At 32.6% G+C, this 26,254-nt stretch carries 21 protein-coding genes; 5 read left to right on the top strand and 16 right to left on the bottom strand.

Annotated features, from left to right (window positions below):
• The first annotated feature begins 1 nt into the window (after nucleotide 1).
• A complete protein-coding gene (locus tag ACJAZK_RS06030) occupies nucleotides 2-433 on the top strand; it encodes a 3D domain-containing protein (protein WP_415223102.1) in 432 nt (143 codons plus the stop codon).
• Between the two features lie 11 nt (nucleotides 434-444).
• Here the strand turns inward: ACJAZK_RS06030 and ACJAZK_RS06025 are convergent, their stop codons facing one another.
• A complete protein-coding gene (locus ACJAZK_RS06025; protein WP_415223101.1) occupies nucleotides 445-1,011 on the bottom strand; it encodes an ExbD/TolR family protein in 567 nt (188 codons plus the stop codon).
• Nucleotides 1,012-1,800: 789 nt separating this feature from the next.
• Between ACJAZK_RS06025 and ACJAZK_RS06020 the strand changes: the two genes are divergently transcribed.
• Together ACJAZK_RS06020 and ACJAZK_RS06015 are read left to right on the top strand one after the other, a co-directional pair.
• The gene (locus ACJAZK_RS06020; protein ID WP_415223100.1) at nucleotides 1,801-3,315 is read left to right on the top strand and encodes a DEAD/DEAH box helicase; all 1,515 of its coding nucleotides are present in this window, start codon (nucleotides 1,801-1,803) and stop codon (nucleotides 3,313-3,315) included.
• Nucleotides 3,316-3,399: 84 nt separating this feature from the next.
• Nucleotides 3,400-4,119 carry a hypothetical protein gene (locus tag ACJAZK_RS06015; protein ID WP_415223099.1) on the top strand — a complete coding sequence of 240 codons (720 nt, stop codon included), beginning with the start codon at nucleotides 3,400-3,402 and terminating at the stop codon, nucleotides 4,117-4,119.
• Here ACJAZK_RS06015 and ACJAZK_RS06010 read toward each other — a convergent pair.
• From ACJAZK_RS06010 to ACJAZK_RS05995, 4 genes are read right to left on the bottom strand one after another with little or no spacing between them, the layout of a single operon-like run.
• Entirely contained in the window at nucleotides 4,116-5,519 is a 1,404-nt protein-coding gene (locus ACJAZK_RS06010) for a TolC family protein (protein WP_415223098.1), read from the bottom strand. The two genes, ACJAZK_RS06015 and ACJAZK_RS06010, sit on opposite strands and share 4 nt — an antisense overlap.
• A 2-nt stretch (nucleotides 5,520-5,521) precedes the next feature.
• Complete coding sequence (locus ACJAZK_RS06005) at nucleotides 5,522-6,874, bottom strand: HlyD family secretion protein (protein ID WP_415223097.1); 1,353 nt, start codon at nucleotides 6,872-6,874, stop codon at nucleotides 5,522-5,524.
• Nucleotides 6,875-6,878: 4 nt separating this feature from the next.
• Nucleotides 6,879-8,543 (bottom strand): peptidase domain-containing ABC transporter, encoded by a 1,665-nt coding sequence (locus tag ACJAZK_RS06000; protein WP_415223096.1) that lies wholly within the window; start codon nucleotides 8,541-8,543, stop codon nucleotides 6,879-6,881.
• Nucleotides 8,543-9,220 (bottom strand): TetR/AcrR family transcriptional regulator, encoded by a 678-nt coding sequence (locus ACJAZK_RS05995; RefSeq protein ID WP_415223095.1) that lies wholly within the window; start codon nucleotides 9,218-9,220, stop codon nucleotides 8,543-8,545. The genes ACJAZK_RS06000 and ACJAZK_RS05995 overlap by 1 nt, the downstream gene beginning before the upstream one ends.
• 166 nt (nucleotides 9,221-9,386) lie before the next feature.
• Between ACJAZK_RS05995 and ACJAZK_RS05990 the strand changes: the two genes are divergently transcribed.
• Nucleotides 9,387-9,848 (top strand): cold-shock protein, encoded by a 462-nt coding sequence (locus tag ACJAZK_RS05990; RefSeq protein ID WP_028870999.1) that lies wholly within the window; start codon nucleotides 9,387-9,389, stop codon nucleotides 9,846-9,848.
• 82 nt (nucleotides 9,849-9,930) lie between these two features.
• Here the strand turns inward: ACJAZK_RS05990 and ACJAZK_RS05985 are convergent, their stop codons facing one another.
• From ACJAZK_RS05985 to aroB, 4 genes are all read right to left on the bottom strand, one after another.
• On the bottom strand, nucleotides 9,931-10,503 hold the full coding sequence (locus ACJAZK_RS05985) for a pseudouridine synthase (RefSeq protein WP_415223094.1): 573 nt from the start codon (nucleotides 10,501-10,503) through the stop codon (nucleotides 9,931-9,933).
• 1 nt (nucleotide 10,504) lies between these two features.
• On the bottom strand, nucleotides 10,505-12,823 hold the full coding sequence (locus ACJAZK_RS05980) for a DNA topoisomerase 3 (RefSeq protein ID WP_415223093.1): 2,319 nt from the start codon (nucleotides 12,821-12,823) through the stop codon (nucleotides 10,505-10,507).
• A 143-nt stretch (nucleotides 12,824-12,966) separates the two neighbouring features.
• Nucleotides 12,967-14,142: a P1 family peptidase gene (locus ACJAZK_RS05975; protein ID WP_415223092.1), complete on the bottom strand. Its 1,176-nt coding sequence runs from the start codon at nucleotides 14,140-14,142 to the stop codon at nucleotides 12,967-12,969.
• A gap of 459 nt (nucleotides 14,143-14,601) precedes the next feature.
• The gene (gene aroB, locus ACJAZK_RS05970) at nucleotides 14,602-15,669 is read right to left on the bottom strand and encodes a 3-dehydroquinate synthase (RefSeq protein ID WP_415223091.1); all 1,068 of its coding nucleotides are present in this window, start codon (nucleotides 15,667-15,669) and stop codon (nucleotides 14,602-14,604) included.
• A 71-nt stretch (nucleotides 15,670-15,740) separates the two neighbouring features.
• Here aroB and ACJAZK_RS05965 point away from each other — a divergent pair, with 71 nt between their 5' ends.
• Nucleotides 15,741-16,910, top strand: a complete 1,170-nt coding sequence (locus ACJAZK_RS05965; protein WP_415223090.1) for a proline dehydrogenase family protein — start codon at nucleotides 15,741-15,743, stop codon at nucleotides 16,908-16,910.
• A 53-nt stretch (nucleotides 16,911-16,963) separates the two neighbouring features.
• On the opposite strand, the gene ACJAZK_RS05960 is transcribed toward ACJAZK_RS05965, so the two are convergent.
• The 7 genes from ACJAZK_RS05960 to ACJAZK_RS05930 form a co-directional block, all read right to left on the bottom strand.
• Entirely contained in the window at nucleotides 16,964-19,312 is a 2,349-nt protein-coding gene (locus ACJAZK_RS05960; protein WP_415223089.1) for a GumC family protein, read from the bottom strand.
• A gap of 18 nt (nucleotides 19,313-19,330) precedes the next feature.
• Nucleotides 19,331-20,080 (bottom strand): polysaccharide biosynthesis/export family protein, encoded by a 750-nt coding sequence (locus tag ACJAZK_RS05955; protein WP_415223088.1) that lies wholly within the window; start codon nucleotides 20,078-20,080, stop codon nucleotides 19,331-19,333.
• A gap of 76 nt (nucleotides 20,081-20,156) precedes the next feature.
• The gene (locus ACJAZK_RS05950; protein WP_415223087.1) at nucleotides 20,157-22,049 is read right to left on the bottom strand and encodes a polysaccharide biosynthesis protein; all 1,893 of its coding nucleotides are present in this window, start codon (nucleotides 22,047-22,049) and stop codon (nucleotides 20,157-20,159) included.
• A complete protein-coding gene (locus ACJAZK_RS05945) occupies nucleotides 22,046-23,170 on the bottom strand; it encodes a DegT/DnrJ/EryC1/StrS family aminotransferase (RefSeq protein ID WP_415223086.1) in 1,125 nt (374 codons plus the stop codon). Before ACJAZK_RS05945 ends, ACJAZK_RS05950 begins: the two co-directional genes overlap by 4 nt.
• A 227-nt stretch (nucleotides 23,171-23,397) precedes the next feature.
• On the bottom strand, nucleotides 23,398-24,393 hold the full coding sequence (locus ACJAZK_RS05940) for a polysaccharide deacetylase family protein (protein ID WP_415223085.1): 996 nt from the start codon (nucleotides 24,391-24,393) through the stop codon (nucleotides 23,398-23,400).
• A gap of 40 nt (nucleotides 24,394-24,433) precedes the next feature.
• Nucleotides 24,434-25,312: a cupin-like domain-containing protein gene (locus ACJAZK_RS05935; protein WP_415223084.1), complete on the bottom strand. Its 879-nt coding sequence runs from the start codon at nucleotides 25,310-25,312 to the stop codon at nucleotides 24,434-24,436.
• A gap of 123 nt (nucleotides 25,313-25,435) precedes the next feature.
• On the bottom strand, nucleotides 25,436-26,254 hold an 819-nt coding region (locus ACJAZK_RS05930), incomplete at its 5' end, for a GNAT family N-acetyltransferase (protein ID WP_415223083.1).

Raw genomic sequence — 26,254 nt, 5'->3', positions numbered from 1 at the left:
TATGAATTCAAGGACTACAAATATATGTTTTGCAATATTCATACTAGGTTTCGTTGTTTTTAGTTGCCAGAAAACAGAACGAAATCCTTATGAATGGAAAACAATTAAGGTGACTGCTACTGCTTTTAATTCTCTAGAATATCAAACGAGTTCTAATCCGCATATAACAGCTTTTGGTGATAGTCTAAAATCAGGACTAAAATACATTGCAGTCTCTAGAGATTTACTAAAAAACGGACTAGGCCATAATACCTTGGTGAAAGTTGAGGGCTTGGATGGTACGTATTTGGTCAAAGATAAAATGAACAAGAGATTTAGAAATAAGATTGACGTTTACATGGGCACTGATGTTAAGTCGGCAAATAAATGGGGTAGACGCAAAGTTAACATCAGTTATAGAATTGAAATTAAGATCGAAAAGGATTCGATTTAATCCCAATAATTTTAGTCCTTAATTTCTGCTTCAGACAAAATAAAGGGATACGCTTTTTTTACCGTTTGTAGTTCTTCTATAGTCAGTTTATGAGATGGTTTTTTTAAAGTAGTTGTTGCATAATCACTTCGTAATTCATAATAGGCTTTAGTTATTTCATCTTGTACTTTAATATAGAAATCATATGACGTTTCTTGACTGTTTGCTAAAGAGACTACCGCTTTTTTAGGGTTGTCAGATAGATTCTTATTTTTTAAACCCACACAATAATCACAAGAGCCATCACCATTATTATTTAAGAATACTTTTGTAATGTCTTTAAGTTCGTCGATAGAAATAGACTCATTTTCTACGAGTAATTCGTCTTTAGCATTGATTTTGACTTCTAGAATGTTACGTTGACTAATTGGGGCACCTGTACAATTTGTATTTGGTGCACACGGAGGCGGTAATTTTCTATTAATCCCTTTATCATCCGGTATAACAGCTGTTACTAAAAAAAAAATAAGGAGTAAAAATGCGATGTCTGCCATGGATCCAGCATTGACTTCTGGGTAATCTCGTCTTGAACTTTTCATAATAGTGAGTGTTTATATCCCAAATACTTTTCAGCACGAAAGATGGTTAATAATAGAATTCCAAACTCAAAAACAATACCACAAAATAGTATAAACGCAAAAAGACCAGCATACTAAATGTTTGCTGGTCTTTTTGGATTATGTATTGAAATGAATTTCAATACAGATTTTGATTGGTGACTAATTTACTTTTACTGATTACGTAACGTGTCTAAATCGTCGCTAGTTGTGTGTGATGTGTTGATAATTCTAGTTAATACCCTCATGGTAGATTGATTTTTAGATTGAAAAATTGAAATAGATTTATGATCTATAGCGTCTTTTTTGGTTCCAAGTAAAAATTCGTGTTTCGATTGATCTACTTGTTAATTGATTACTGTTTAGTGTTCTCATGATTTTTAATTTTTTGATACCGAAATAAGTTCAGTACAGATTGATAAATGATTGATGTCTATTTAGTCGTTATAGATAATTATCTATAACGTCTCTTTTTATTCCAAGTATAAATTCTTGATTCAGTTATTGTACTTGTTATTTGATTCCTGTTTAAAGTTCTCATACTAATTGGTTTTAATACTAAAATTAATTTAGCATATATGATTGATGTTATACTTACAAGACGATGGATAAGTAGATTTGTTACAGTACTATGCATTACAGAGTACTTATTTAACAAATTTTAACACAAATAGGGGCATATTTCTTTTCAATTGTTGTGAACATTATGCCTTGATAACCTTGTAATAACGTAATTTTGTGAGAATTTTTTTTTCAGAAGCTATTAATTGTATGTCCGAAAGTCTCCAAGTATCGTCAAAAAAAGAAACGAAAAAGCGTCTCTATGACTATCAAATTGCCGATTTAAAGCGCATTTTTGAAGTATTTGATGCGGCACCCAATAATTATAACTTATTATATCAATTGCCGACAGGTGGCGGTAAAACCGTTATTTTTTCTGAAATAGTTAGACAATATATAAAAAAGCACAAAAAGAAGGTTGTTATTTTAACGCATCGTATAGAGTTGTGCAAGCAAACGTCTAAGGTTTTAAATAATTTTGGCGTCAATAACAAAATCATCAATAGTAAAGTAAAGGAGTTACCAGACCAAGATCAGTACAAATGTTTTGTGGCAATGGTAGAAACGCTTAATAATCGGCTTAATGACGGAAAGTTAAATCTTGAGGATATTGGTTTAGTAATTATTGATGAAGCGCATTATAACTCATTTAGAAAGTTATTTGGGTTTTTCGAAAACTGCTTTATATTAGGGGTTACTGCAACACCTTTGAGTAGTAATATTAAGCTACCCATGAAAGACAATTACAAAGAATTAATTGTTGGTGATAATATTTCGACCTTAATAAAAAATGGTTTTTTAGCATCTGCGGAAATATACAACTACGATGTATCGCTTAATTCATTAAAGATTGGTATTAACGGAGATTATACCGTAAAATCTTCTGAAGCATTATATACGAATTCAGCAATGCAAGGCAAATTATTATTTGCCTATGAGGAACTCTGTAAAGGAAAAAAAACGCTTATATTTAATAACGGGATTAACACCTCTAAAGAAGTCTACTATACATTTCAACGTGCTGGATATGACGTACGACATTTGGATAATACATGCAACAAACAAGAACGCAAGGATATTTTAAAATGGTTTAAAAATACACCAGGCGGAATTTTATCGTCTGTAAGTATTTTAACTACAGGTTTTGATGAGCCTTCTGTAGAATCTATAATCCTAAATCGTGCTACGCGATCACTGACGCTATATTTTCAGATGATTGGAAGAGGGTCAAGGGTTCGTGGTGATAAAAACACATTTAAAGTTATAGATTTAGGAAATAATGCAATTCGATTCGGGCCGTGGAGTCAGCCGGTAGATTGGCAACATATTTTTAAGAATCCAGATTTTTACTTAGAGAATCTTCGTCATGACGAAGACATTGAACGTGAATTTGTATACGCAATGCCAGACTCACTTAAAAAACGTTTTAAGAAAAATCCAAATGATGATTTTGATATTAAAGTAGAGTATAAAAAGGTCACTCGAGAAGGTAAAAAGTCAATGCAAGCTATAGAAAATAGTATTGCTCAACACTCTAAACTTGTTATTGCAAATAGTGAAGATGTATTTGAAGCTAGAGCACTTTCTAAGCTATTACACGATGATATTTGTTACCGCATCAAACAGTATTGTTATTGTATCATGAACAGCACTAAAAATTATAAGGAGTGGTTGTTAGAGGAGTATACCCGAAAACTTCGTTTGAGTTTCAACGGAAAGTTTTAACGTATTATTTAAATAATAAAGCTTTAAACACGTTACTTTTGAAACTAGGTATAGTTTTTGAATTGACCATGTCAAACTATTTTAATGATGAAACACAAGATCATCCTATTACTTTTTTCTTTTTTCGCGTTGCAAACCTTTGGGCAACCAGACAACAGTGAAAAAAAATCAATAAAAATTCCCGCAAAAGAAACAGAAAAAAAGGATACGACTTCTGTAAAACTAGATATCAAGCCTAACTCTAAAATAGGTATTACCCAAATCAAAAAAAATATTTCAGGGATTACTATTCCTAACGAAAGTAACGTTTCAATAACGAAGCCTAAGAAAGAATTTTCTATGATTGATGACAACGGATTACTAAATCCTGGAGAAATGTTTGAGAAACGTTTTAATAAAGTCGCAGTAGAACAAGGACTCAAAATTGAGACTATGGCAGATGTCTTTCTAGGCGAAATAAGAAGTAATGGCGCCTTTGTTAGAATTGTTTGTCGAGATCATGAATTTCCAGATGGAGATATAGTTCAAGTTAAAGTAAATGATGATATTATTATTCCAAGATTAGTTTTAACAGGAGGCTATAAAGGGTTTAATGTGAATTTAAGTGTAGGTAGTAATAAAATTGAATTTCTCGCTTTGAATCAAGGGGACTCTGGACCTAATACTGCAGAGTTTATTGTCTATGATGATAACGGGAATTTAGTGTCTTCAAAAAAATGGAATCTTCTTACAGGTGTGAAAGCCACAGTAATGGTTCTTAAAGATGCCAATCCAATTACTGAAAAAATTCCAAAACAAAATTAAAGGTTTTCTAAATCTCTAGACAGGCTATTAAATAGTTTTGCTTTTGCTTTCAAATATTTATTTTGAAGTTCTATAGCTTTCAATTGGTTATCAATTAAACTCTTCTCTCTAGAATTAATTAGAAATAACGAGCTTTCACCAAAACTAAATTTGCGTTCTTCAGCATTAAGCATTGTTGCATAATCTTTAACAATATCTTCTATAAGATCATTTTGAGTTTCAAAAGATTCTAATTCTCTATAAATTGCTAATACTTTATTTTGGATCGTAATTTTAGCATTACTAATATCAAAACGTGCATCTTGAAGTTTAAACTTAGCGAGTCTTAAATCACCGCGTTCTTTTCGAAGAAAAAGTGGAAAGGCAATACTAAACCCACCTTTATATTGATTCGTATTAAACGATCGTGCAATATCTGCCTCTTGGGTTAAAAAATTATACTGTATGTCTATCTTAGGAAGTAATTTGTTAGCTTTCAGTTGCTTGTCAACTTCTAAGCCTTGAAATTTATAATTTAGAGAGCGTAGTTTTGGGTGGTTTTCTAAAACAAAAGCGACAAGCGGTACTCCTGAAATCTCCAACACGTCATCAACAGAGTCTTCAATAAAAGCATCGGGAATGACGTTGGGTTGCAATTCTATAGGAATCTCATCATTAAGCCACAAATAGGTTGACAATTCTAATGTCGCTTTCATTACTTTTACTCTAGCTTGTTCTAAGCCTAGCGTTCTATTTTTTACTGTAATTCCCGCTTCAATAGAGTCAATTGCTGCTTTATCACCATTCTCTGCACTTAATTTAACGCCTTTAAATCTGATTTTTGAATTCTCTAAAAACTGCTCGTAAATTCTAGTTTCGTTATAAGCTTGTAGCCAATTAAAGTAGGCGAGAGAAGCGTCAAATAATATTTGATTGACAAGGATTTCTCGATCTGCAACGGTTTGCTCTCTAAAAAACTTGGCTTTTCTTAAATCCGCCATGCGCTGATTAATAAAGAAACCTTGCCCTAAGGATGCCGAAATTCCTGCACTATACAATCCGTCATTAGGAACATCTGCCTGCGGATTTAAAAAAACACCCTCATTTTGCTCAAAGTTTCCTTTAAGCTCAATGCCATACCAAGTTGGGACTTTAAATGTCGCATTTAATTGGTCAAAATATTCTATATTTTTAAACTTTTTACGTTCGTTATCTACTTCAATATTAGGGTCAAATGCACCACGAGCTTTCATCAAATTTGCTTGACCAATTTGTATTGTCAATTCTGCTTGCTTAGCTATGGGGTGAAATTTTTTCACATATCCTAAATACTCACTAAAACTTAACGTTATTGAATCCTGTGTTTGCGCAAATGACAACGACGTGATAAATACAACGATTAATGTTATATATGTATTCATTTTTATTGATCTTTTTTGGTTGTAGTGCCATCTTCTGGCTGATAATAATTTGGTGGAAATCCGTTAAGGTTTCTCCATAATTCAAACCATATTGGCACATCTTCCAAAAGTGCAATTGTTTTTGCGCCAGAGCCCACTCGTATTGCTTCAGGCCATTCATGATCTGTTTCATCTGGTGCTAATAGGATTCTAAATTTCCCGTTTTCACTAATAAAATTTTCTATGGCAACGACTTTTGCGCCATACGTTCCGTAGGAAACATTAGGCCAGCCACTAAAAATAATTGCAGGCCAGCCATCAAACTGAACACGTACTTTTTCATTGAGATGAATAAGAGGTAAATCTATAGGATTAACAAAGGTTTCTACAGCTAAATCGTAATCTGAAGGCATAATACCAACTAAACGTTGACCTTCTTTAAAGGTCTCTCCAATACCGCCTATTATAGCTTTATTGATGTAACCATTTTGTGGTGCTTTGATGTAGTACATATCATTGCGAATTTCATAGCTTGTAAAGTCACTTTCTAACTTTGTGACTTGAGCTTCGGCATCAAAACCGTTAGACTCTGCTGTAAATTTATCACTTTGTGCTTTTGATATTTTCTCTGCATATTCCGCTCTCACTCGATTAATCTCAACTTTAGCATTAATCACTTCATTTTTAGCAACTAAAAATTTATTCTCTTGTGATATACGTTTAGCTTGTTTCTCTTGAAATTTTGAACGCTTTTCTTCTAATTCTGTTAAAGATTTTAAATCTTCGTCATACAGATTTTGTATGGCTCCAATTTGTCTTTCAGCAATACTTAAATCAATTATGACTGCTACCAAATCATTACTATCGCTTTGTACTTTTAATTTAGATTGTAATAATTTATTTTCAGCTTGCTCTAATTTTAATTGACGCTCTCTGCTTAATGCACCTATTTGGTTATTAAGCGCATTAACTTTAAATCCATAGGAATTCACAGAGGCCTCTTTTGCTTTTATTTGTTGACCTGTTCTATTCACAAGATCAGGATCAAAGTATTCGTTTTTCACTTCGGAAATGAATAATATCGTATCTCCCTTCTTTACAAAATCACCTTCTCTAACATGCCATTTTTCTATTCGTCCTGGAATAGGGGATTGTATGGTTTGTGGTCTTTGATCTGGTGTTAATGTTGTCACTCTGCCGCGACTATTTATGTTTTGCGTCCAAGGTAAAAACATAGTTATAAAAACAACTATAGCAAAGGCCTTTAAGAAACGATTAAAATGCTTAAAATGCCTTTTATGAAATACTTTTTGTGCTGATTTATATTTTGATAAATCAATTTTTGTATTTAATTTATTATTTGAAATGTTTAACATAATCTTAAAGGTTTGATACTATTTTACCTTGTTCTAAATTCACAATTCTTGTACAATTCGTTTTCCAATCCATATTGTAGCTCACTACAACTAAAGACCAAGGATTGTTTTTATGTGTCAAAAATTCCATAATACTTTTAGCTTCTAATTTTTCAAACTGATCTAAAGGATCTTTAAGTAATAATAATTTAGGTTTTTTAAGTATGCTTCTTGCTAATATTATTTTTTTAGATACCGTAGAAGACAGTCTTTTGCCTTCGGGAGATAGTATAGTGTTCAAACCTTTGGCTTGAGATTTTACAAAATTCACCAGTTTTATTTTTTCTAAAACATAATCAATTTCGTCATCAGTAATAGTTAGATTTCCAAAGGTTAAGTTCTCTCTAATAGTACCTTCAAAAGGGGATTCCTCTGGCAAGGATTGTCCAATAAGTGCTCTGTAATTATTTAATTTAATACCTTGTATTGCAACTTCATTAACATAAATCACACCAGAAGTAGGTTGGTTTATACCAGCTATTAATTTTAATAATGTTGTTTTTCCGGAGCCATGAGATCCATGAATCATAATGCGATCTTGAGCGTCAATTTTTAAGGATATGCCATTAATTATTGGTCTCATTATATTAGGAACTTTGTAACTCAAATCCTCGAGTTCTACTTTAAACGGCTTTGTTTCATTTATGCTTCCGCCATCTTGTGATTCTAATTCTTTATCAACGACTTGTCCTAGTTTTTCAATAGATGTTAAAACATCATAAAATGATTCTAGACCTAAGATTAATTTTTCAACAGAATTAATAACCAAAAGTATAATAATTTCCGCAGCTACAAATTGACCAATGTTCATTTCTTGACTCAATACTAGAAAACCACCAATAACCAACAATCCTGCTGTTACTAAGATTTTGAAACCTATGAGTTTAATAAATTGTTGCACTAAGACTCTAAAATGACTTTCACGAGCATCAAGATAATTAGATACAAGCTCATCATTTTTTTGAAGGGCTAAATTGGTTCTGCCAGACAATTTAAAGCTTAAGATAGATCTTGCGACCTCTTGAATCCAGTGCGCTACTTTATATTTTTGCTTTGACTCATCTAAACTAGTATCTAAACCCTTTTGAGCAGAATATTTGAATACGATGTAAATTAAAAGGATGAGCAAAATTCCATAGATAATAAAAAATGGGTGATATAAAGAAAGGAGCATCAATCCAAAAATGATTTGCAGCAGAGCAGCAGGAAAATCAATTAATATTTTTGATAATCCTTTTTGTACCGTTAGTGTGTCAAAAAAACGGTTTGCTAATTCTGGTGGATAATAATTACGTAATTCGCTCATTTTCATCTTAGGAAATCGATAAGTAAATTCAAAAGATGATCTTGTAAATATTTTTTGCTGAACATTCTCAATAATACGCATTTGCATGAGTTGAAGTACACCAACAAATGCAACTCCAATCGTTACTAAAATAACGAGTACGATCCAAGAACTACTTATTTGAGCACCTTGGATAAGATTGATAATTGCTTGAATACCTAAAGGAAGTGATAAGTTCACTACGCCTGCAAAAATGGCATAATAAAACACCTGTCTGATGTCTTTTCTATCTAATTTTAAAAGCCCAACTAGGCGTTGCCAAGAAGTTAAAATTGTTTTCGTCATTAGTTGTTGTTTAAGGCATTAGAAACTAAATGTTTAAAATAATCTGAAGGTTGCGTCTGCTCATCACAATCTGTTAATGACTTGAAATGATCTATCAAGAAATGTTGATGAAGTGCGCCTTCAATAACAGTACTAGCTAGGCTATGTGGATATTTATACGAAGCATCTACCTCAATAATCAAATCATGTAATCGGCTTACCAAGCGTTTATAAATTGAAAAATAACCATCCTTATTTTCATCGTCAACTTCTTTGGTTAAATACGATTTAGAATATTCATTGATAACAACACGACTTAAAATGACTTCATCTATGTGATAAAATGTTGAATCAGACTCAATAGTTCTCGTTAAAATATTAATAGCTTTTTCTAGTTTTACATTAGCATCAGATATATTTATGATAGAAAAAACCAACTGATATTCTAGCCAAGCCCAATACCAAGATGTTAAATAAAGTAGGAGTTTATGTTTGCTGTCAAAATATCTATAAATTGAGCTTTCATTAGATCCAATAATGGTTCCTAGTTTTTTAAATGTGAAGCTATCAAAACCAATTTCATTAATAAGTTTGATACTATGCTCAATAATACGTTTGCCTAAATCTGAAGATTGAGGGTCTTTTAAATAGATCTTATAATTGATATCAATTTTAAGGTTTGATAGTAAATTGTTCATGTCAAAATTATTTACACGCAAATATAATAGTAAGACTATTAAAAAAAAATATTTTAACGTTTGTTAACTATATTATTTAATGATTTTGATAAATTCACAGATATAGCGTATCTTTGACAAACAAATTTTTAAACACTACATTTAAAAACAACACAGAATATAAAGAATGGCAAAGTCGCAACAGACATTTAGTAAAAGTGAAAAAGAAAAGAAACGCTTAAAAAAGCGTGAGGATAAGCGTAAAAAGATGGATGCGCGTAAGAATGAGAAAGATGAAAATGGAGGAGCAGGTAGCATCCCATTTGCTTACGTCGATCAGTTTGGGAATCTAACAGATACTCCACCAGATCCAGCTGACAAAGTTAAAGTAAAGGCAAAAAACATCGTTCTAGGTGTGCCTAAGAAAGAAGATATCGAAGAAGAAGAATACGATCCAATTAGAAAAGGAAAAGTATCTTTCTTTGATCACTCCAAAGGTTTTGGTTTCATTATTGATACTGATGACCAAGAAAAATACTTTTGTCACGTTAGTGGTTTAATAGACGAGATAAACGAAAACGACAAAGTACAGTTTGAATTAGAGAAAGGGAATCGCGGAATGAATGCGGTTCGTGTGAAAGTAATTTAAATGCTGTATTAAACATATGTTTACATATATGTAATTAATATTACAAAAAGTCAAGATTGATAATTTTCAATGTTGACTTTTTTTATACAATAGCTTCTAATTCTGTAACGGTTCCCATTTTTAAACCGTCTAAAGTGATTTTTCCAATCCGAATCCTCACTAATCGCAAGGTTGGAAAACCAACCGCAGCAGTCATTTTTCTGACTTGTCTAAATTTACCTTCATTAATCGTTAATGAGATCCACGTAGTTCTTCCATGGCGTTCGTCACGAATTTTTTTAGCACGCTCCGGGAAATCTGGAATAGATTGTAATTTAAAAGCTGTGCAAGGTTTCGTGAGATAGGTTTCGCTTTGGTGACTAATTTCAATACCGTTTTGTAATAGAATTATAGCCTCTGGTGTAATTTCACCATCTACTTGTACATAATACTCTTTATCAGTTTTTGAGCTGGTAATTTCATAACTCACCTTACCATTTGTTGTGACTAAGAGTAGACCCTCTGAGTCTTTGTCTAGCCTACCAATCGCCATCGCGCCTTCTGGAAAATCATGTAATTCTCCTAAAAATTTCTTGTTTATTTCATGTTTGGCATTGGTTTGAAACTGACTCAAATACCCATAAGGTTTAAAGAGTTTGAAATGATGATGCTCCATACTAGTTCCCGCCTTTTAAGATAGAATAAACCAATTCCTTAGTGAGTTTTCTGTCTTTTGCTTTTTCTCTAATTGTATCAAATGTCATCTTGAAATCACAACCTGTTTTATAATGACTGCAACCATAAGCTGTTTTGCCTTTAATAATGTTTCCTTTGCTACATTTCGGGCAATTAATCGCATCTGATTTTTGTGCTTGTTTATTGTCTTCGGAAATTTTAGTCTTTCCTTTTTTCGCTTCTAAAACCAGTTTAAAGCTATCATCAAAACGCAACAAACCTTCGGTAGTTCCCGTTTCCGAAGTAAAACCCTTTAAATTTACGGTTGATCCTTTTTGTAATAGTCTGATGAATTGCTTTTCAGATATTTTTTTTCCAAAGTTTTCAAAAGGCAACACAAAATGACATCCAGTTTTAAAGGCGCTACAACCATAAGCCGATTTCCCTTTTAAAATAGATCCTTTTTTACATTTAGGGCACATTTCCGATGTAATACCAGTAGTAACTTTAGTTTTAGTTTGTCGTTGCTTTACAACTGTAGCTTGTGATATATTGGCACGCTTGGTTTCACTACGAACTTCATAGACCAATTCATCTACCATTTTTTTCATATTCTTTATGAAGAGACTTGCGCTATATTTACCTTTTTCTATGTCTTTAAGTTGTTTTTCCCAACGACCTGTAAGCTCAGCAGATTTCAATAATTCACTCTGTATTGTATCAATTAGCGCAATACCTGTAACGGTGGGAATGAGTTGCTTTTTGTTGCGCTTAATGTACTGACGCTTAAATAAGGTTTCTATTATATTTGCTCGTGTTGACGGTCTCCCAATTCCGTTTTCTTTCATTAAATCTCTGAGTTCGTCATCATCAACTTGCTTGCCTGCAGTTTCCATTGCACGTAGGAGTGAGGCTTCTGTAAATTGATTTGGTGGTTTCGTTTGTTTCTCCAAAAACGAAGGTTGGTGAGGTCCTTTTTCATTTGCTATAAATGTGGGTAAGGTATCTTTATCAAAAGCATTTGATGATAGCGACTTTCCGAATTTAAAAACAACTTTCCAACCGTTTTTTAAAATCTCTTTCCCAGTGGTTTTAAAATTGACATCTGCAGCTTTTCCAATAACAGTTGTATTTGAAACATCGCAATCTGGATAGAAAACAGCTATAAAGCGTTTGACGATAATATCATAAACCTGCTGTTGGTTGTATTGCAGGTTGATCTCCATTCCTGTTGGGATAATGGCATGGTGATCGGTTACTTTTTTGTCATTAAATACTTTGGCCGATTTCTTTATTTTTTTACCTAAAAGAGGTTGTGTTAACTCCGCATAACTTGTGAGTTTAGCAAGAATACCTTGAACTTTAGGATAGACATCATTTGGTAAAAACGTGGTATCAACTCTTGGGTAGGTTACTGCTTTTTGCTCGTATAATTTCTGAACAATTTTTAGAGTTTCATCTGCAGAAAACCCGAACTTTGTATTACAATACACTTGTAAACCTGTAAGATCAAAAAGTTTTGGAGCGTATTCTTTTCCCTTCTTTTTTGTGGTAGAAACTATCTCAAAATCATCTTCTTTAACTTTATTAGCTAGAATTGCTCCATCTTCCATCTTGAGAAAACGACCGTCTTCATAAGTAAATAGGGTATCACGATACATGGTTTGTAATTCCCAATACGGTTGAGGCTTAAAGTTTTCAATGTCTTTAAAACGGCTGACAACCATCGCCAATGTTGGTGTTTGTACACGACCAACCGAAAGCACTTGCTTATAACCACCGTGTTTCACAGTGTATAAACGCGTTGCATTCATGCCTAAAAGCCAATCGCCAATTGCACGAGAATAGCCTGCATAGTAGAGGTTGTCGTAATCTTTAGAATCCTTGAGATTATTAAAACCTTCTTTAATAGCTTCTGTTGTTAAGGAAGAAATCCAAAGGCGTTGTACCTTTCCTTTGTAATTAGCTTGATCTAAAACCCAACGCTGTATGAGTTCTCCTTCTGTTCCAGCATCACCACAATTGATGACCAAATCAGCCTTATCAAACAGTGATTTGACAATTTTGAACTGCTTTTGAATTCCGGAATTATTAGTGACTTTAATCTTAAACTTTTCTGGAAGCATCGGTAAATTATTAAGATCCCAACTTTTCCAATACGGTCTGTAGTCGCTGGGTTCCATAAGTGTGCATAGGTGACCAAAGGTATAGGTCACTGCATAGCCGTTGCCTTCATAGTAGCCGTCACGTTTTGTGGTGGCACCAAGAACTTGCGCGATTTCTCGAGCTACGCTAGGTTTTTCGGCAATGCAGACTTTCATTTATGCAATAAATTTTGACTTATAAATAGTACTGCAAAATAGTAAATTACAGGTGTTTTTTTAGTGAGAATTGTTGCGAGTTATTAACGGTTTTTAGATTATGCAAGGTCTTAATAATTAATTACATACGTGTTTCTATCACATTACTCTTCTAGTCGATTGTATTTCTTTAAGATTTTAATCAGTAATTCATGCGGTAGAGCATATACCTTATTTTGGTTAATGCCTTCCATAGTCTCAGCTGCTATCATGGCATTGATAATTGCTTCTTCAACGACTTGAACAGTTGCCTCAAAAACCGGCATTAGTAGATCGTTGGGCATTGATTGTACGGTTGTTGTTTCATCTCTATTAAAGGCATTTTCATTAGCTGTAGAGAAGGCTAAAAAAATATCTCCTGAACCATTGCTTCCTCGTCCGCCTACAATGCCGACTCCTAGAGGAATTCTTTGTGCAATTCTTTTTAGTTGATGGGGTAAAAGGGGTACATCTGTTGCTATAATTACTATAATAGATCCATCTCCTTCTTGTCTTCTTGATTTTGGTGGCGCATTAAATTCATAATTCAAGCTGTCTTTTAATTCAATTCCAATGGGAACACCTGCGATTGATAAGTTTCTTTTGGCCCCAAAATTAGATTGAACAATAGCTCCAACAGTATAGGTTGAATCTTTTATTTTAAAAACTCTTGAAGACGTTCCTGTACCTCCTTTATAGCCTAAGCACATCATTCCTGTCCCTCCACCAACATTTCCTTCGGCAATTTTACCACTCGTTGAATTTTCTATGGCTTCTAAAACGTGTTCTTCTTTAACATGAAAACCATAGATATCATTAAGGAAGCCATCATAAGTTTCGGCAACTACAGGATAAGTGTACCACCAATCTTCTCCACTATACCAGTCTGTATCTACGTACCATTTTAATACTGCATCTCTAACAACTCCAACACTATTAGTGTTCGTAATCATAATGGGCGTTTCTAAAAAACCAGATTCTGTAACCCAAGTCGTACCGGTCATTTCTCCATTGCCATTAAGACTATACCAGTTGGCATAAACTGGGCTAAATTTTTTGGCTTTTCCTCTCGGAAATATGGCAGTAACTCCAGTTCTAATAGGTCCTTTGCCAACTGTATTTTCTCCTGTTCCTGAAATAATAGTACTGTATCCTACTTCAACGTCTTTAACATCTGTAATAGCATTGAATTCTCCTGTTGTACCAACAAAGGGAATACCCAAGTCTCTAGCTCGTGGTTTTTGTGCGTAAGACTGTGAGAAAATGAGTAGTACTATAAAAATTACAGATATTCTTTTCATGGTAGTTGTTTTTTAATGATTTAAAACTAATTTACGTATAGTTAGTTACGTTGGCTAGGTCTAAATTAGCAAAAGAAAACGAGTCTTAGGAAAATCTGTATGATTTTACGAGCATGCATAGACATAACAATTTACTCTCCATTTTTTAATTTCGTGCTGGCTCTTAGTCTTTTATCCAAATTTCACTCTTAAAGAACATTATATTTCCGAGTAATGCGCCAAAGGCGAGTAAGACATAAATAGGCGATTTTGGAATACACAAATAAGTATCCTTAATATCAATGTTTAAGCAATTTATTGGCTGAGATTCGGACATTGAATTAAACAATAAAAGAGCTAATATTAAATATTATAATTCACACGAGTATTGAATAAAATAGAGTGTTGTTCATATATTAGCTTATGAACCTATAAACATCATGTAAGATGTGTGTTCTGTCCAGTAGATGTTTCGTATTACTATATCTTGTAGTACTCAAAACTTTTAACAATCAATTCGTTATCCACTAAGCAATCAATTTTAGGTTTCCCGATGCCGTCTAGTAATACAAAATTGATATTCCCATGCTCGTTTTTCTTATCGTATTTCAGCAAGTCAATGATTGCGTCATAATCTGATGAGTTAATCGTCACAGGTTTATAGATGCTTTTTATAGCTTTAGTAATGTATTCTAGATCTTGTTTTGGTAGGTTTAGAATTTCCGCAGAAATAAAACATTCTAAGATCATCCCAATAGCAATAGCTTCTCCATGTAATAATTCTTCCTTTTCGGGATGACTTAAAAAATAAGATTCTATAGCATGACCTAAAGTGTGACCAAAATTAAGATGTTTGCGCTCGTTTTGCTCCAATGGGTCTTTGGTAACGACGGTTTTCTTGATTTCTATAGACTCGTGAATTAGTTCGTCTAGATCGTTGAGTGTGAGTTTGGATAAATCAATCAGTTTATCAAAATAGTTTTTATCGACGATGAGACCGTGTTTTAGCATTTCAGCTAAACCAGATTTCATTTGATTTTGAGGTAGCGTATCCAAATAAGAGGTGTCAATGATGACCATATCACCTGAGCTTATTACACCAACTTGGTTTTTTATAGCACCAAGATCTACACCAGTTTTTCCGCCAACAGATGCGTCAACCATCGCCAATAATGAGGTTGGGATATTAATGTATTTGATACCTCTTTTAAAGGTACAAGCGACGAAGCCTCCAAGATCTGTTACGACACCACCACCAAGATTAAGTATAAGACTTTTACGGTCTGCACCTAAATCTGACAACGCATTCCAAACACCAACACAAGTGTCTATAGTTTTGTTTTGCTCGCCAGCATCAATCTCTATAATTTCTATGATGATTTTAGTTTGTAATTGTGCCATGAATTTAGCCAAACAATTGTCATGTGTATTGGTGTCTACTAAAATAAAAATTTTAGAGAACTTGTTGTGTTCTAAATAGTTATTAAGCTCTGTGTATGCTTTTGTATTAAAATGAACGGTGTATGTTTTGGTTGCAATCGAATTCATGCTGAAAATTAGCAACTTTTAATAACATATTACCTACTGAATAATATATTTTTGCAATATATTTTTAATGTATGAATACAACCACACTTTTTGATGATACTAATGTCGCTTTTGCACTCAAAACCGATTCACAGTTACAACGTGCTTATTTCTTATTTAAGATGATTTCTTATCAACCATTGGTGAGAATAGGTGCTGCAGCTACAAATTTTGCACTGAAGGCAAACTTACCAGTTGAGGGATTGATACGCGCTACGGTTTTTGATCACTTTTGTGGAGGAGTGAATGAGGAAGATTGTGGACCTATTATTGATATTATGTTTACGAAAGGCGTAAGTTCTGTTTTGGATTACTCGGTAGAAGGGAAGGAAGAGGAATCTGCATTTGACGACTGTAGAGATAAAATTCTAAAGATTATTAGGTTTGCAGATGAAAAAGAAGCAATGCCAATTGTTGTTTTTAAACCAACGGGTTTTGGACGTTTTCATTTGTATCAAAAAATAGGGGAAGGAAACGTTTTGACTATCGATGAGCAGAAGGAATGGGATAGAGTTGTGGCCCGTTTTGATAGCGTGTGTAAGCTTGCAAAAGAGAACGATATTGAAGTTTTAATTGATGGCGAAGAAAGTTGGATGCAAGATGCTGCAGACAATCTTTGTGAAGAGATGATGCGTAAATACAATACGACAAAGCCTATTGTTTATAATACCTTACAGACTTATCGTTGGGACAGATTAGACTATTTGAAGTCGCTTCATGAGCGTGCCAAGGCAGGTAGCTTTAAAATTGGTTTTAAAATCGTACGTGGTGCTTACATGGAAAAAGAGCGTAATAGGGCAGAAAAGATGGGATATAAATCACCTATTTGTGATAATAAACAAGTTACAGATGAGAATTTTGATGCGTGTATGACGTACATATTAAATAATTTAAATGACATTTCCCTTTTTATAGGCACCCATAACGAACAGAGTTGTTATCTCGCTATGAAAATGATGGCAGATATGGGAATTGAGAAAACAGATAATAATGTTTGGTTTGGACAGCTCTATGGGATGAGTGATAATATAAGCTTCAATCTTGCAGCGCAAGGTTATAACGTTGCTAAATATGTCCCTTTTGGCCCTGTAAAGGATGTGATGCCTTACTTGATTAGACGAGCAGAAGAAAACACGTCTGTCGCAGGACAAACCAGTAGAGAACTAAATCTCATAAAACAGGAAAACAGACGACGCAAATAATAGGTATAAAAAAATCCGCAAAGTTAACATTACGGATTTCTATTTAAGTGTTTCTAATTTTTGAATGGGTTATACCATTTTTTCTTACGTCCTGGATTGTTTCCATAGCCATAACCATAGCCTTTTTTTGTAATGCTACTATTTAAAAGTGTAACCATATTATGTAGACGCTTTTCTTCATACATGGTTTGTGCAATGTGTAATTGGCGCTTGTCAATATTATTAGCGCTAACGACATAAACAAACATATCTGCATGATCACTTATAATAAGCGTATCTGTTACTAAACCAACAGCAGCAGTATCAACGATGATGTAATCGTAGTTCTTTTTTATATTTTCAAAAAGATAATTTATCCGATCACTCATTAGTAATTCGGCAGGATTTGGTGGTATTGTTCCCGAAGGTATGACATCTAAGAATTCATTATCAGGTGCTTTTATAGTAACATCTTTAATAGAAAGACTTTTGTCTGAGATAAAATCTGTAAGTCCGTTTTTTGGCGATATTTTCAAATAATCGTTAACTTTAGGTACACGTATATCTGTTTCTACAAGTAATACTTTTTTTCCTGAAAACGAAAATGAACTAGCTAGGTTGGTTGATGTATGTGATTTGCCTTCTTGAGCTACTGTGGATGTCACAAAAATAGTTTTACAAGGACTATCATTTTTTTGAAGCATAAAATTAATATTACTTCTAATGATTCTAAAGGCTTCTGCTTTTGGAGAGTAATCTACTTTTTTTACGACTTGAAGTTTACTTTCCCCTTTAGGAATATCTCCAATAAACGGAGCTTTAATAAAGCGTTGCACATCTTCTTTAGTGTGTACTTTATTATCAACTAAATCCCTTACATAAATAAGTGCAACAGGAATAAAAAGTCCTATGAGCATAGCAGCCAGATAAATGATTTGTTTATTTGGCGAAATAGGATTATCATTTGTGTAGGCAAGATCTATGACTTTTGCGTTAGCAGAAGACATACCCAATGTAATGGCGGTCTCTTCGCGCTTTTCTAATAAATACAGATACAATGATTCTTTAATATCTTGCTGACGCTTGATGTCTCTAAACTGTCTTTCTTTAGTAGGAGCAGAGTAAATTTGACCACGAATTATAGAATTCTCTCTATTTAAATTATCAAGTGTAATTTGATTAGTAGATATAATGTTTTCTATACTTTGATTAAGATTAACTTTTAGAGCATCAATCTGATTGTTCAAATTAACTACGGTTGGATTTTTTTCACTTGAATTTTTTAGAATTTGATCACGTCTTAACACCAATTCGTTATAACTCTTTGTGATTTGTGAGACATTACTATCGGTAATACCAACGTCTGCGGGCAATAAATCAGTATCACTTTCATTGTTATTAATATGATCACTCATATATTGAGCCAACTGTAATTGATTACTAGTTTGGCTTATTTTAGATCCAGTTTCGCGCTCGCTTTCTAAAAAGATATTAGATTGTGATCCTAAAGCAGTAAGTCTATTGTTTTTTTGAAGGTTTTCTGCAGTAAAATCAACTTGTTCTAATTCATTAGATACAACGTTTAATCGATTGGTTATAAAATCGGAAGTAATTTGAACAATTTTCTCTTTATCTTTTATAACATCTTCATTATATTTTTCAATGACTTTATTGAGTATGAGACGTGCTTTTTCCTTTATACTCTCGTTAAGCGATAATTTTATGACGTTTGATTTTTCTGTAGTACTAATTTTTATGCTAGAAAGATAAGATTCAACAACGCTGTGAACCGGACTCATATTAAGTTCAATAAAAGAACCAGGACTTGATCCATATGTACCTATATTTGGTGTTATAACGAATTCTCCGAATGATAAACTTACTTTATCACCAAAACTATATGTTGTTGTTTCACCTTCATCAAATTCTAAAAAGTTATGTGTATCTACATTTGATAACTCATATTTTTGAGCGGACACAATTTGAATAAACAGTGATTTGTTGATGTTTTCAATTATAGAATCATTCATGAAAAAATTAATATTCACTGGCGGATTTGAATAAATCTCCGCTTTTTTGACCATACCAGTCACATAACATCGTGTATTTAACTTAAGATCTTTTACCACCTCTGTAATAATAGATCTTGATTTAATAATTTCTATTTCGTCTATGACGTTTGGTAGAGGGCTTCCAAAACCACCATTTTGTAGTGAAGAAATTTCAGATAAACTTCGTGAGTTCTCGTCTTCTTTTAATTTTATAGTAGCATTTGCTTGGTATAGAAAGGTACTGTACCTAATCTTTACAAAAGCAATAGCCATAGCAATTAACAAACAAACTAGAATGATTTTCCATTTTGAGACGTATAACTCCATTAAATTTATAATGGTATCTTTATTTTTAAGTGGGCTTTGCGACATGATGAGTTTTAAACTTTATTAGTTTCTAAATAAAAAGATTGCGGCAATTGTAGCTAGAGTTGATACTGCAGAGATTAATAAACCTGTATTTGGATTATAGGTTGATGTTTTAATTCTTGCGCTGTTCGGTTCAACATAAATAAGGTCATTTTGGGACAAATAATAAACGGGAGAGTTGACCACATTAATTGAGGTTAAATCATATTTTGCATATTTCTTTTTTCCATCAATTTCACGAACTAAAAATACATTATTTCTTTTTCCATAAATTGTTAAATCTCCTGCTAAACCCAAGGCTTGTGTTAGAGATATACGTTCACCTTGAACCGTATAAGCACCAGGTCTATTGACTTCACCTAAAACAGTTATAGTGAAATTTATAAGACGTATATTAACAATAAATTCTTTAACATATATACCAATTTTTTCTTTAAGCATAGAAGTTGCTTCTTGCCTTGAAAGACCACCCATTTTAATGGTTCCAATTACAGGGAATTCAATATTGCCTTGTACATCTATAAGATAAGTTTGCCTTAACATTGTAGGCTGGTTCAGAGCACCACCAGCAGTGTTGTATGCTACAGCGGGAAGGTTAAATGCAGCTATAGACGCAATGTTTTCAGCAGAGACATCTATAGTTAATATATCATTTGGTTTATATTGTATTTCAGAATTATTGTCTAACTGACTTAGATTTTGATTTGTTACAGGTTCATCCTGAAAGTATACCAAGTCTTTTCTAGAACCACATGATGATAATAGTATCATGCAGTAAAAAATAATTAGTGATTTAGATAGGTCTTTTAAATATTGATGTGTCATATTTAGTTTGATTTGGTTGTATTTATTTTTTAGAGTCTAAGACTTCGTATTTAGAGTTGTTAGAAATATATTCTGGAATAATATCCTTAATTAAGGCTACTATTTCTAGATTTTGTGATTTTGAACTTACCGTGCACAAATTAGATATTTTATCACTAATACTCAGTACGTCAATCTGTTTTGTTCTGGCTATCATGATTTTTTCGTGATATGTAGGTCTCGTGTTTTCACCATCTGCTAATAACTCTTCGTATATTTTTTCTCCGGGTCTTAAGCCGCAAATTTGAATATCAATATCTTCTGGAAATCTTAGTCCAGATAGTATAATCATGTTTTTAGCCAAATCATATATTTTTACAGATTCACCCATGTCAAATACAAATATTTCTCCACCGTGACCCATGGTTGCAGCTTCTAGTACAAGTTGACATGCTTCGGATATGGTCATAAAATAACGCGTAATGTCTTTATGAGTTACGGTTAATGGACCACCATTGTCAATTTGTCTTTTGAATAATGGAATTACAGAACCATTTGACCCTAATACATTTCCAAAACGTGTTGTTATAAACTTTGTTTTACCCTCTCCTTGTAAACAATTTACATACAGTTCTGCAATGCGCTTAGTTGCGCCCATTACATTAGTTGGGTTAACGGCCTTATCTGTAGAAATTAGAACAAATTTATCTACACCATGCTTTACAGATAAACTTGCCATATGACGAGTTCCACTAATATTAACACTTACGGCTTCAAAAGGATTATTTTCCATTAATGGAACATGCTTATAAGCCGCCGCATGAAAAACTATATTAGGTTTGTATTGTTGAAAAAGTTTCTCCATTCGTCTAAAATCTCTTATATCTGAGACTATAGCAATAAAGTTTTTTACACCATTTTGAAAAAATTCCTGCTGTAATTCATATAGAGGTGACTCTGCGGTATCAACAAGTATTAACTTCTTGTAATTAAAACCTGTAGTTTTTCTAGCAATTTCACTACCTATAGAACCTGCAGCACCAGTAATTAGAATAACTTGGTTGTCATATTCATGTAAAAGGGCAGGATTGACAATAGAAATTGGATCTCTGCCTAAAAGATCTTCTATATTAACTTCTTTAATTTGACCAACACTTAAATCGCCATCTATCCAATTTTGGACAGGAGGGACTATTTTGACTTTTAGGCCGAGTTCAAAAAGGAATCCTGATATTTGAAGCAATCTTGCGGAGTCAATATTTTGAACTGAAATAATAACCTCTTCAATACTATATTTATTAATAAGGTCAAGTGTTACGTTATCTAGGCTATAAACTGTTAATGTGTTTATTTTTTTTCCAACTTTTTTTTCGTTGTCATCAATAAAGCCGATAACTTTATGGCTATTTGTAGGGTCGTTCGATATCGCGTCATACGTTATCATTCCTGCATTTCCCGCTCCAAATATTAATACTCGTTTTTGAGTTTTAATATCTTGCATTAATTTATTATAAACAGATTTTATAAAGAGCTTAGATCCAACTAAGAAAAGAATATTAAGTAGTAAATGAATATATATTATAGAACCAGAGATATTAAAAATAGTTTCATAGTTCAATCTTCTACTAAAAAAAGTAGATATAATAAGAATCGTAGCCAGAATATTAACACCAATGATAATATTGATTACATCTTTAAAACCTGTAAATCGAACAACACCTTTATATGAACCAACGACAATAAAACTGATTAGTGCAGCTAAAAACACAAATGGAATTTGCTTAAACATAATAATTAAATCGAAGTCAATGATGAAATTATAACGTATGATATAAGCAGCCATAAACGTAAAAGCCACAATGCTTAAATCAAAAAGCATTACTACCCACTTTGAGGCATATTTACTTGATATGTCTTGAAGTAATTTTTTAATCATGCTCTAAAATACGTTTTTATTGCAGATGTTACTCTATTTAATTCATTCTCAGTTAAGTTAGAACCACTAGGCAAACATAAGCCTTTTTCAAACAAATTATCTGAAACACCATTAAGATATTGAGGTGCGTCCTTAAAAATGGGTTGTTGATGCAACGGCTTCCAAAGCGGTCTAGTTTCGATATTCAATGCCTCCAAACTTGTTCTAATTCCTTCTCTAATTTCTGCGGAAGGTGTAAGCATACAAGACAACCAGCGATTAGAAAAATAACCATCTGGCTCGTCAATAAATTGTAATTCGTTGATGTTCTTGAAACTCTCTTTATAATGATTGTAGTTTCCTCTTCTAGCAGATACGCGATCATCAAGAACTTCCATTTGTCCTCTGCCTATGCCGGCTAAAACGTTTGATAATCTGTAATTATATCCAATTGAAGAATGTAAATATTCGACCGCTTGATCTCTAGCCTGAGTTGCTAGAAAAACAGCTTTCTCTTTCAGTTTAATATCTTTAGAAACTAAAGCACCACCTCCAGACGTTGTGATAATCTTATTGCCATTAAATGATAATACTGAGAGATCTCCAAACGTACCACATTTTATAGATTTGTAAGAGCTTCCTAAAGCTTCTGCGCTATCTTCTAATACAGGGATATTGTAAGCCTTAGCAATATTATGAATTTCATCAACTTTATATGGCATTCCATAAAGGTGAACAGAAATTATAGCTTTTGGTTTTTTTCCTTTACTAATGCGATCTTTAATTGCTATTTCCAATTGTTCTGGACAAATATTCCAAGTATCTTTTTCACTATCAATAAAAACAGGAGTAGCACCTTGATATGCTATAGGGTTAGCCGATGCTGAAAATGTTTTACTTTGACAAATGACCTCATCTCCTAAACCAACATCTAACAAAATAAGACCTAAATGAATAGCAGCAGTACCTGAGCTCAGAGCGGCAACGTGTGTACCTTGGCTTAGGTAGTTTTGTATGTCGAACTCAAAACCATTAACATGTGGGCCCAAAGGAGCGATCCAGTTCGTTTCAAAAGCATTGGTTACATAAGATTGTTCCTTTCCACCCATATGAGGGGATGACAACCAGATTTTTGATTCCATAATCAAAGTATTAAGTAAGTTTATTACTTTACAATTATTATCGTTAAGTGAGGGGTTTGGATTCGGATTTTATCTGACTCAATTTAAAATTATAGGTGAATCGATACAAATTATGCATAAATATGCATCAATACCATGAGACCAACCAAATAAACACGATAAAAAACAATTTTTGACGTTGTTTTTAATTGTCTTGAGAAGGAGTAAAACCTAATTCACAACTTTACTTATTTGATTTTGCTTGATAGTCCAGTCATTGTTTCACTTTGAAAACCATACGTTTTGTTTAATTTCTTATAGGTTTTAAAGATGTTTTCAAGGTTTTCAAAGTTTTTATCCATGTTAACTCCAAAATTATGTGGATGCCACCAAAGATGATAGGTCTCATTGTGCTTAGCAGCATGCTTCATGGCCTTTTTTATTCTTCTTAGTTTAAGAGGTTCAAGAAATTTGAGTTTCGTATTGTATGGTCTTAAAAAACGACTTGAAGGTATGTTGCATATAATACTATTCTTGTTAATTTCTTTAATGTTATAAGTATTACTACCTGTCAAGCTGAAATAGGCATCTAAAGGCTTTAATAATCTAATAATAAGTAGATTGCGATATTTTTTTGTGCTATGAATATTGTAAATAAATGACTTCTCTTTTCCTCTAAAACTAGTAATTCCATGTTTTTTGCAGGCTTCTAAATAAGGCTTGTCAAAATTTTGATCTGGATTTATTTGATTTTTAGGAAACACAATGCTCTTGATGTCTATGTCTAATGTTTTTGCAATATCGACAGAAGCCTTTATGTCGTCATCAAATTGCTCAAATGTTTGCCCGTGAGCATGACAATAAAAATGGGAAAATGTGTGTGTTCCTATTTCGTGATTTCCATTATTTTTTATCTCTTTAATTTTAGAAAGTGCATAATGAAAGGGGTCGTCATTTTCGTTATGACCTATATGCTCTAGTAGAGTGTAGGGATTAACGTTTTCAATTTTATATGTTGGTTTGTTTTTTGGGATATAACGAAACAAATCGACTTTGTCTTTAGCAAATAAAAATCCAACTGTAGAAAAAGTTAGACGTATGTTGTACGTGTCACTTAACTCTATAAGTCTGTCAACAACCTTACTTACATTAATAAGGTTCTCTCTATAGTCATCAACGGTTTTTTTATCAAAAACTCCCCAATGAATTTCGTAATCTAACGATATAATAAAATGACCGTTCACAGGCAGCTATGATTTATAAAGATTGATATTAAAAAACGGATTATCTTTTTTGTCTTTTACCATTGTCGTCATAGTAATGGCAAACACAGTTTTTCCCATAAAGTCCTAAACTATGTAATTGTCGTTTAGCTACTTCAGAAGATTTCATTCTAAAATGATCTATACCCGTATGACCAAAATTATTTGAACTAATAGAAATATCGATTCCATAAACACAGTGCCACCAATTTTTTGGAATAAACAACATACTATGGGGCTCTAATAAGGCATATTTGACTTTCACGTCTTTAAATGTTTTGTGATTGTTTTCATCAAAATCTTCCATAGAAACAGCACAAAGCTTAGAGCCTGGTTCATATTTATCACTTAATGGCATTTTTGAATTTTGATCTGGAGACACTAAAAACACTAACTTTTTCCCATAAACTTGAGCGAGTATATTATCGTTTAACCTATCTGTGTGCCATCCTGTAATAGTTCCCGGTGGACCAATCCAAAACGATGTAGAATTGTACTTTTTGTATTTTGAGACTAAAGAAAAATCAACATCATTAGCCAATTCTGGAAATAATTTTAGCAATGATAAATTTGAGAGGTAAGCGTTAGACTTATTAATTTTATAATCTTTAATTTCTTGTATATAGCTTAAAAAATCTCCAAATTCCCAATTGGTAGTTCCTTGACGTATGTTTCCTTTTGATATAAATGCTTGTTTATCTTTTCCTATTTTTTCAAAGAAGTCTAAATCCCATTTCGTCTTTGCTGGCCAATTCTCCATCATTTCTGTCATGACTACAGGAGAATTACTCTTTGTGTAGGTATTATGAAAATTTTGATGCGTAATCGTATCAATTTCCTTAATCTCCTCTACAGGATTATTTAGTATGTCTTGAACGTAAGATCGTATTGTATTGTGCATGACTAATTTTTGGTAAAATAAATTATAAAATTTTAAATAAAACTAGATTATATTTTAATTTAGGTAATTGGATGATTTTTTTAGTTAAAGTGTTCTAATATGCCATGTTTTTAGCGTAATATATTATTTGAAATCAATTTCTGTAGCGTTGTTGGTTCCTCGAATAATAAATTTTTGAGTATTCAATTCTTTGTATACTTTGATATTATTAAAACTTTCTGGATTAGTAAACAAGAAGCTATAAACATGATTTAAAATATATACATAATTATCATTCTTTAAATCTACTAATTTAAAGTCCTCTGGAATTATGATCTCAGATAACTGTATGGTTTCAAAATTGAAGTGATTCTCTTTTTTTAGTTTTTGACCTTTAATTTTGTATAGCAACTTTCTGTATGAATGATTCACGTTCTTTTTTCTTAAAAAAGATTTTAAATTAAAAAAATATTTGATCGTCTTTGCCGTCAAAACAGCTTTTACAGATTTTTTATCATACAATAAGTGATAGTTAAAATCATATTTGGTATTACCCCAAATTTCTTTGTAATCAAAATATCCTTTTGAAAAGTCTGAAAATCTATAGTTATGCTCAAAACACCAATCAATAAGTTTCAAAACAGATAACTTGCCAATGCTAAATTTGTAATAATTTGCATCAAATACTGTTATAGCTTTAAATAATGTGTTTTCAGAATGATAGTTTAAATTAATTCCTATTGGGATTCCGTCATTATAAATAACTAAAAATGATGCTTGGTTAGTTTTTATAAGAGGCAAAATTACATCTTTATAAAATTGCCGTTTTTTATTTTTCAAATGATGGTAATCTGTGTGTTTACCTTTAAACCTTGCATGTAATAATTTATAGAAATGCTCGAAAATGAATTCATATTGATCATCAGATACTTCACCATATATAAATTCATAAGAAATATCAAA

The sequence above is a fragment of the Psychroserpens sp. genome (assembly GCF_047633235.1).
Classification (GTDB): Bacteria; Bacteroidota; Bacteroidia; order Flavobacteriales; family Flavobacteriaceae; genus Psychroserpens.
This window is presented reverse-complemented; position numbering and strand designations above follow the sequence as displayed.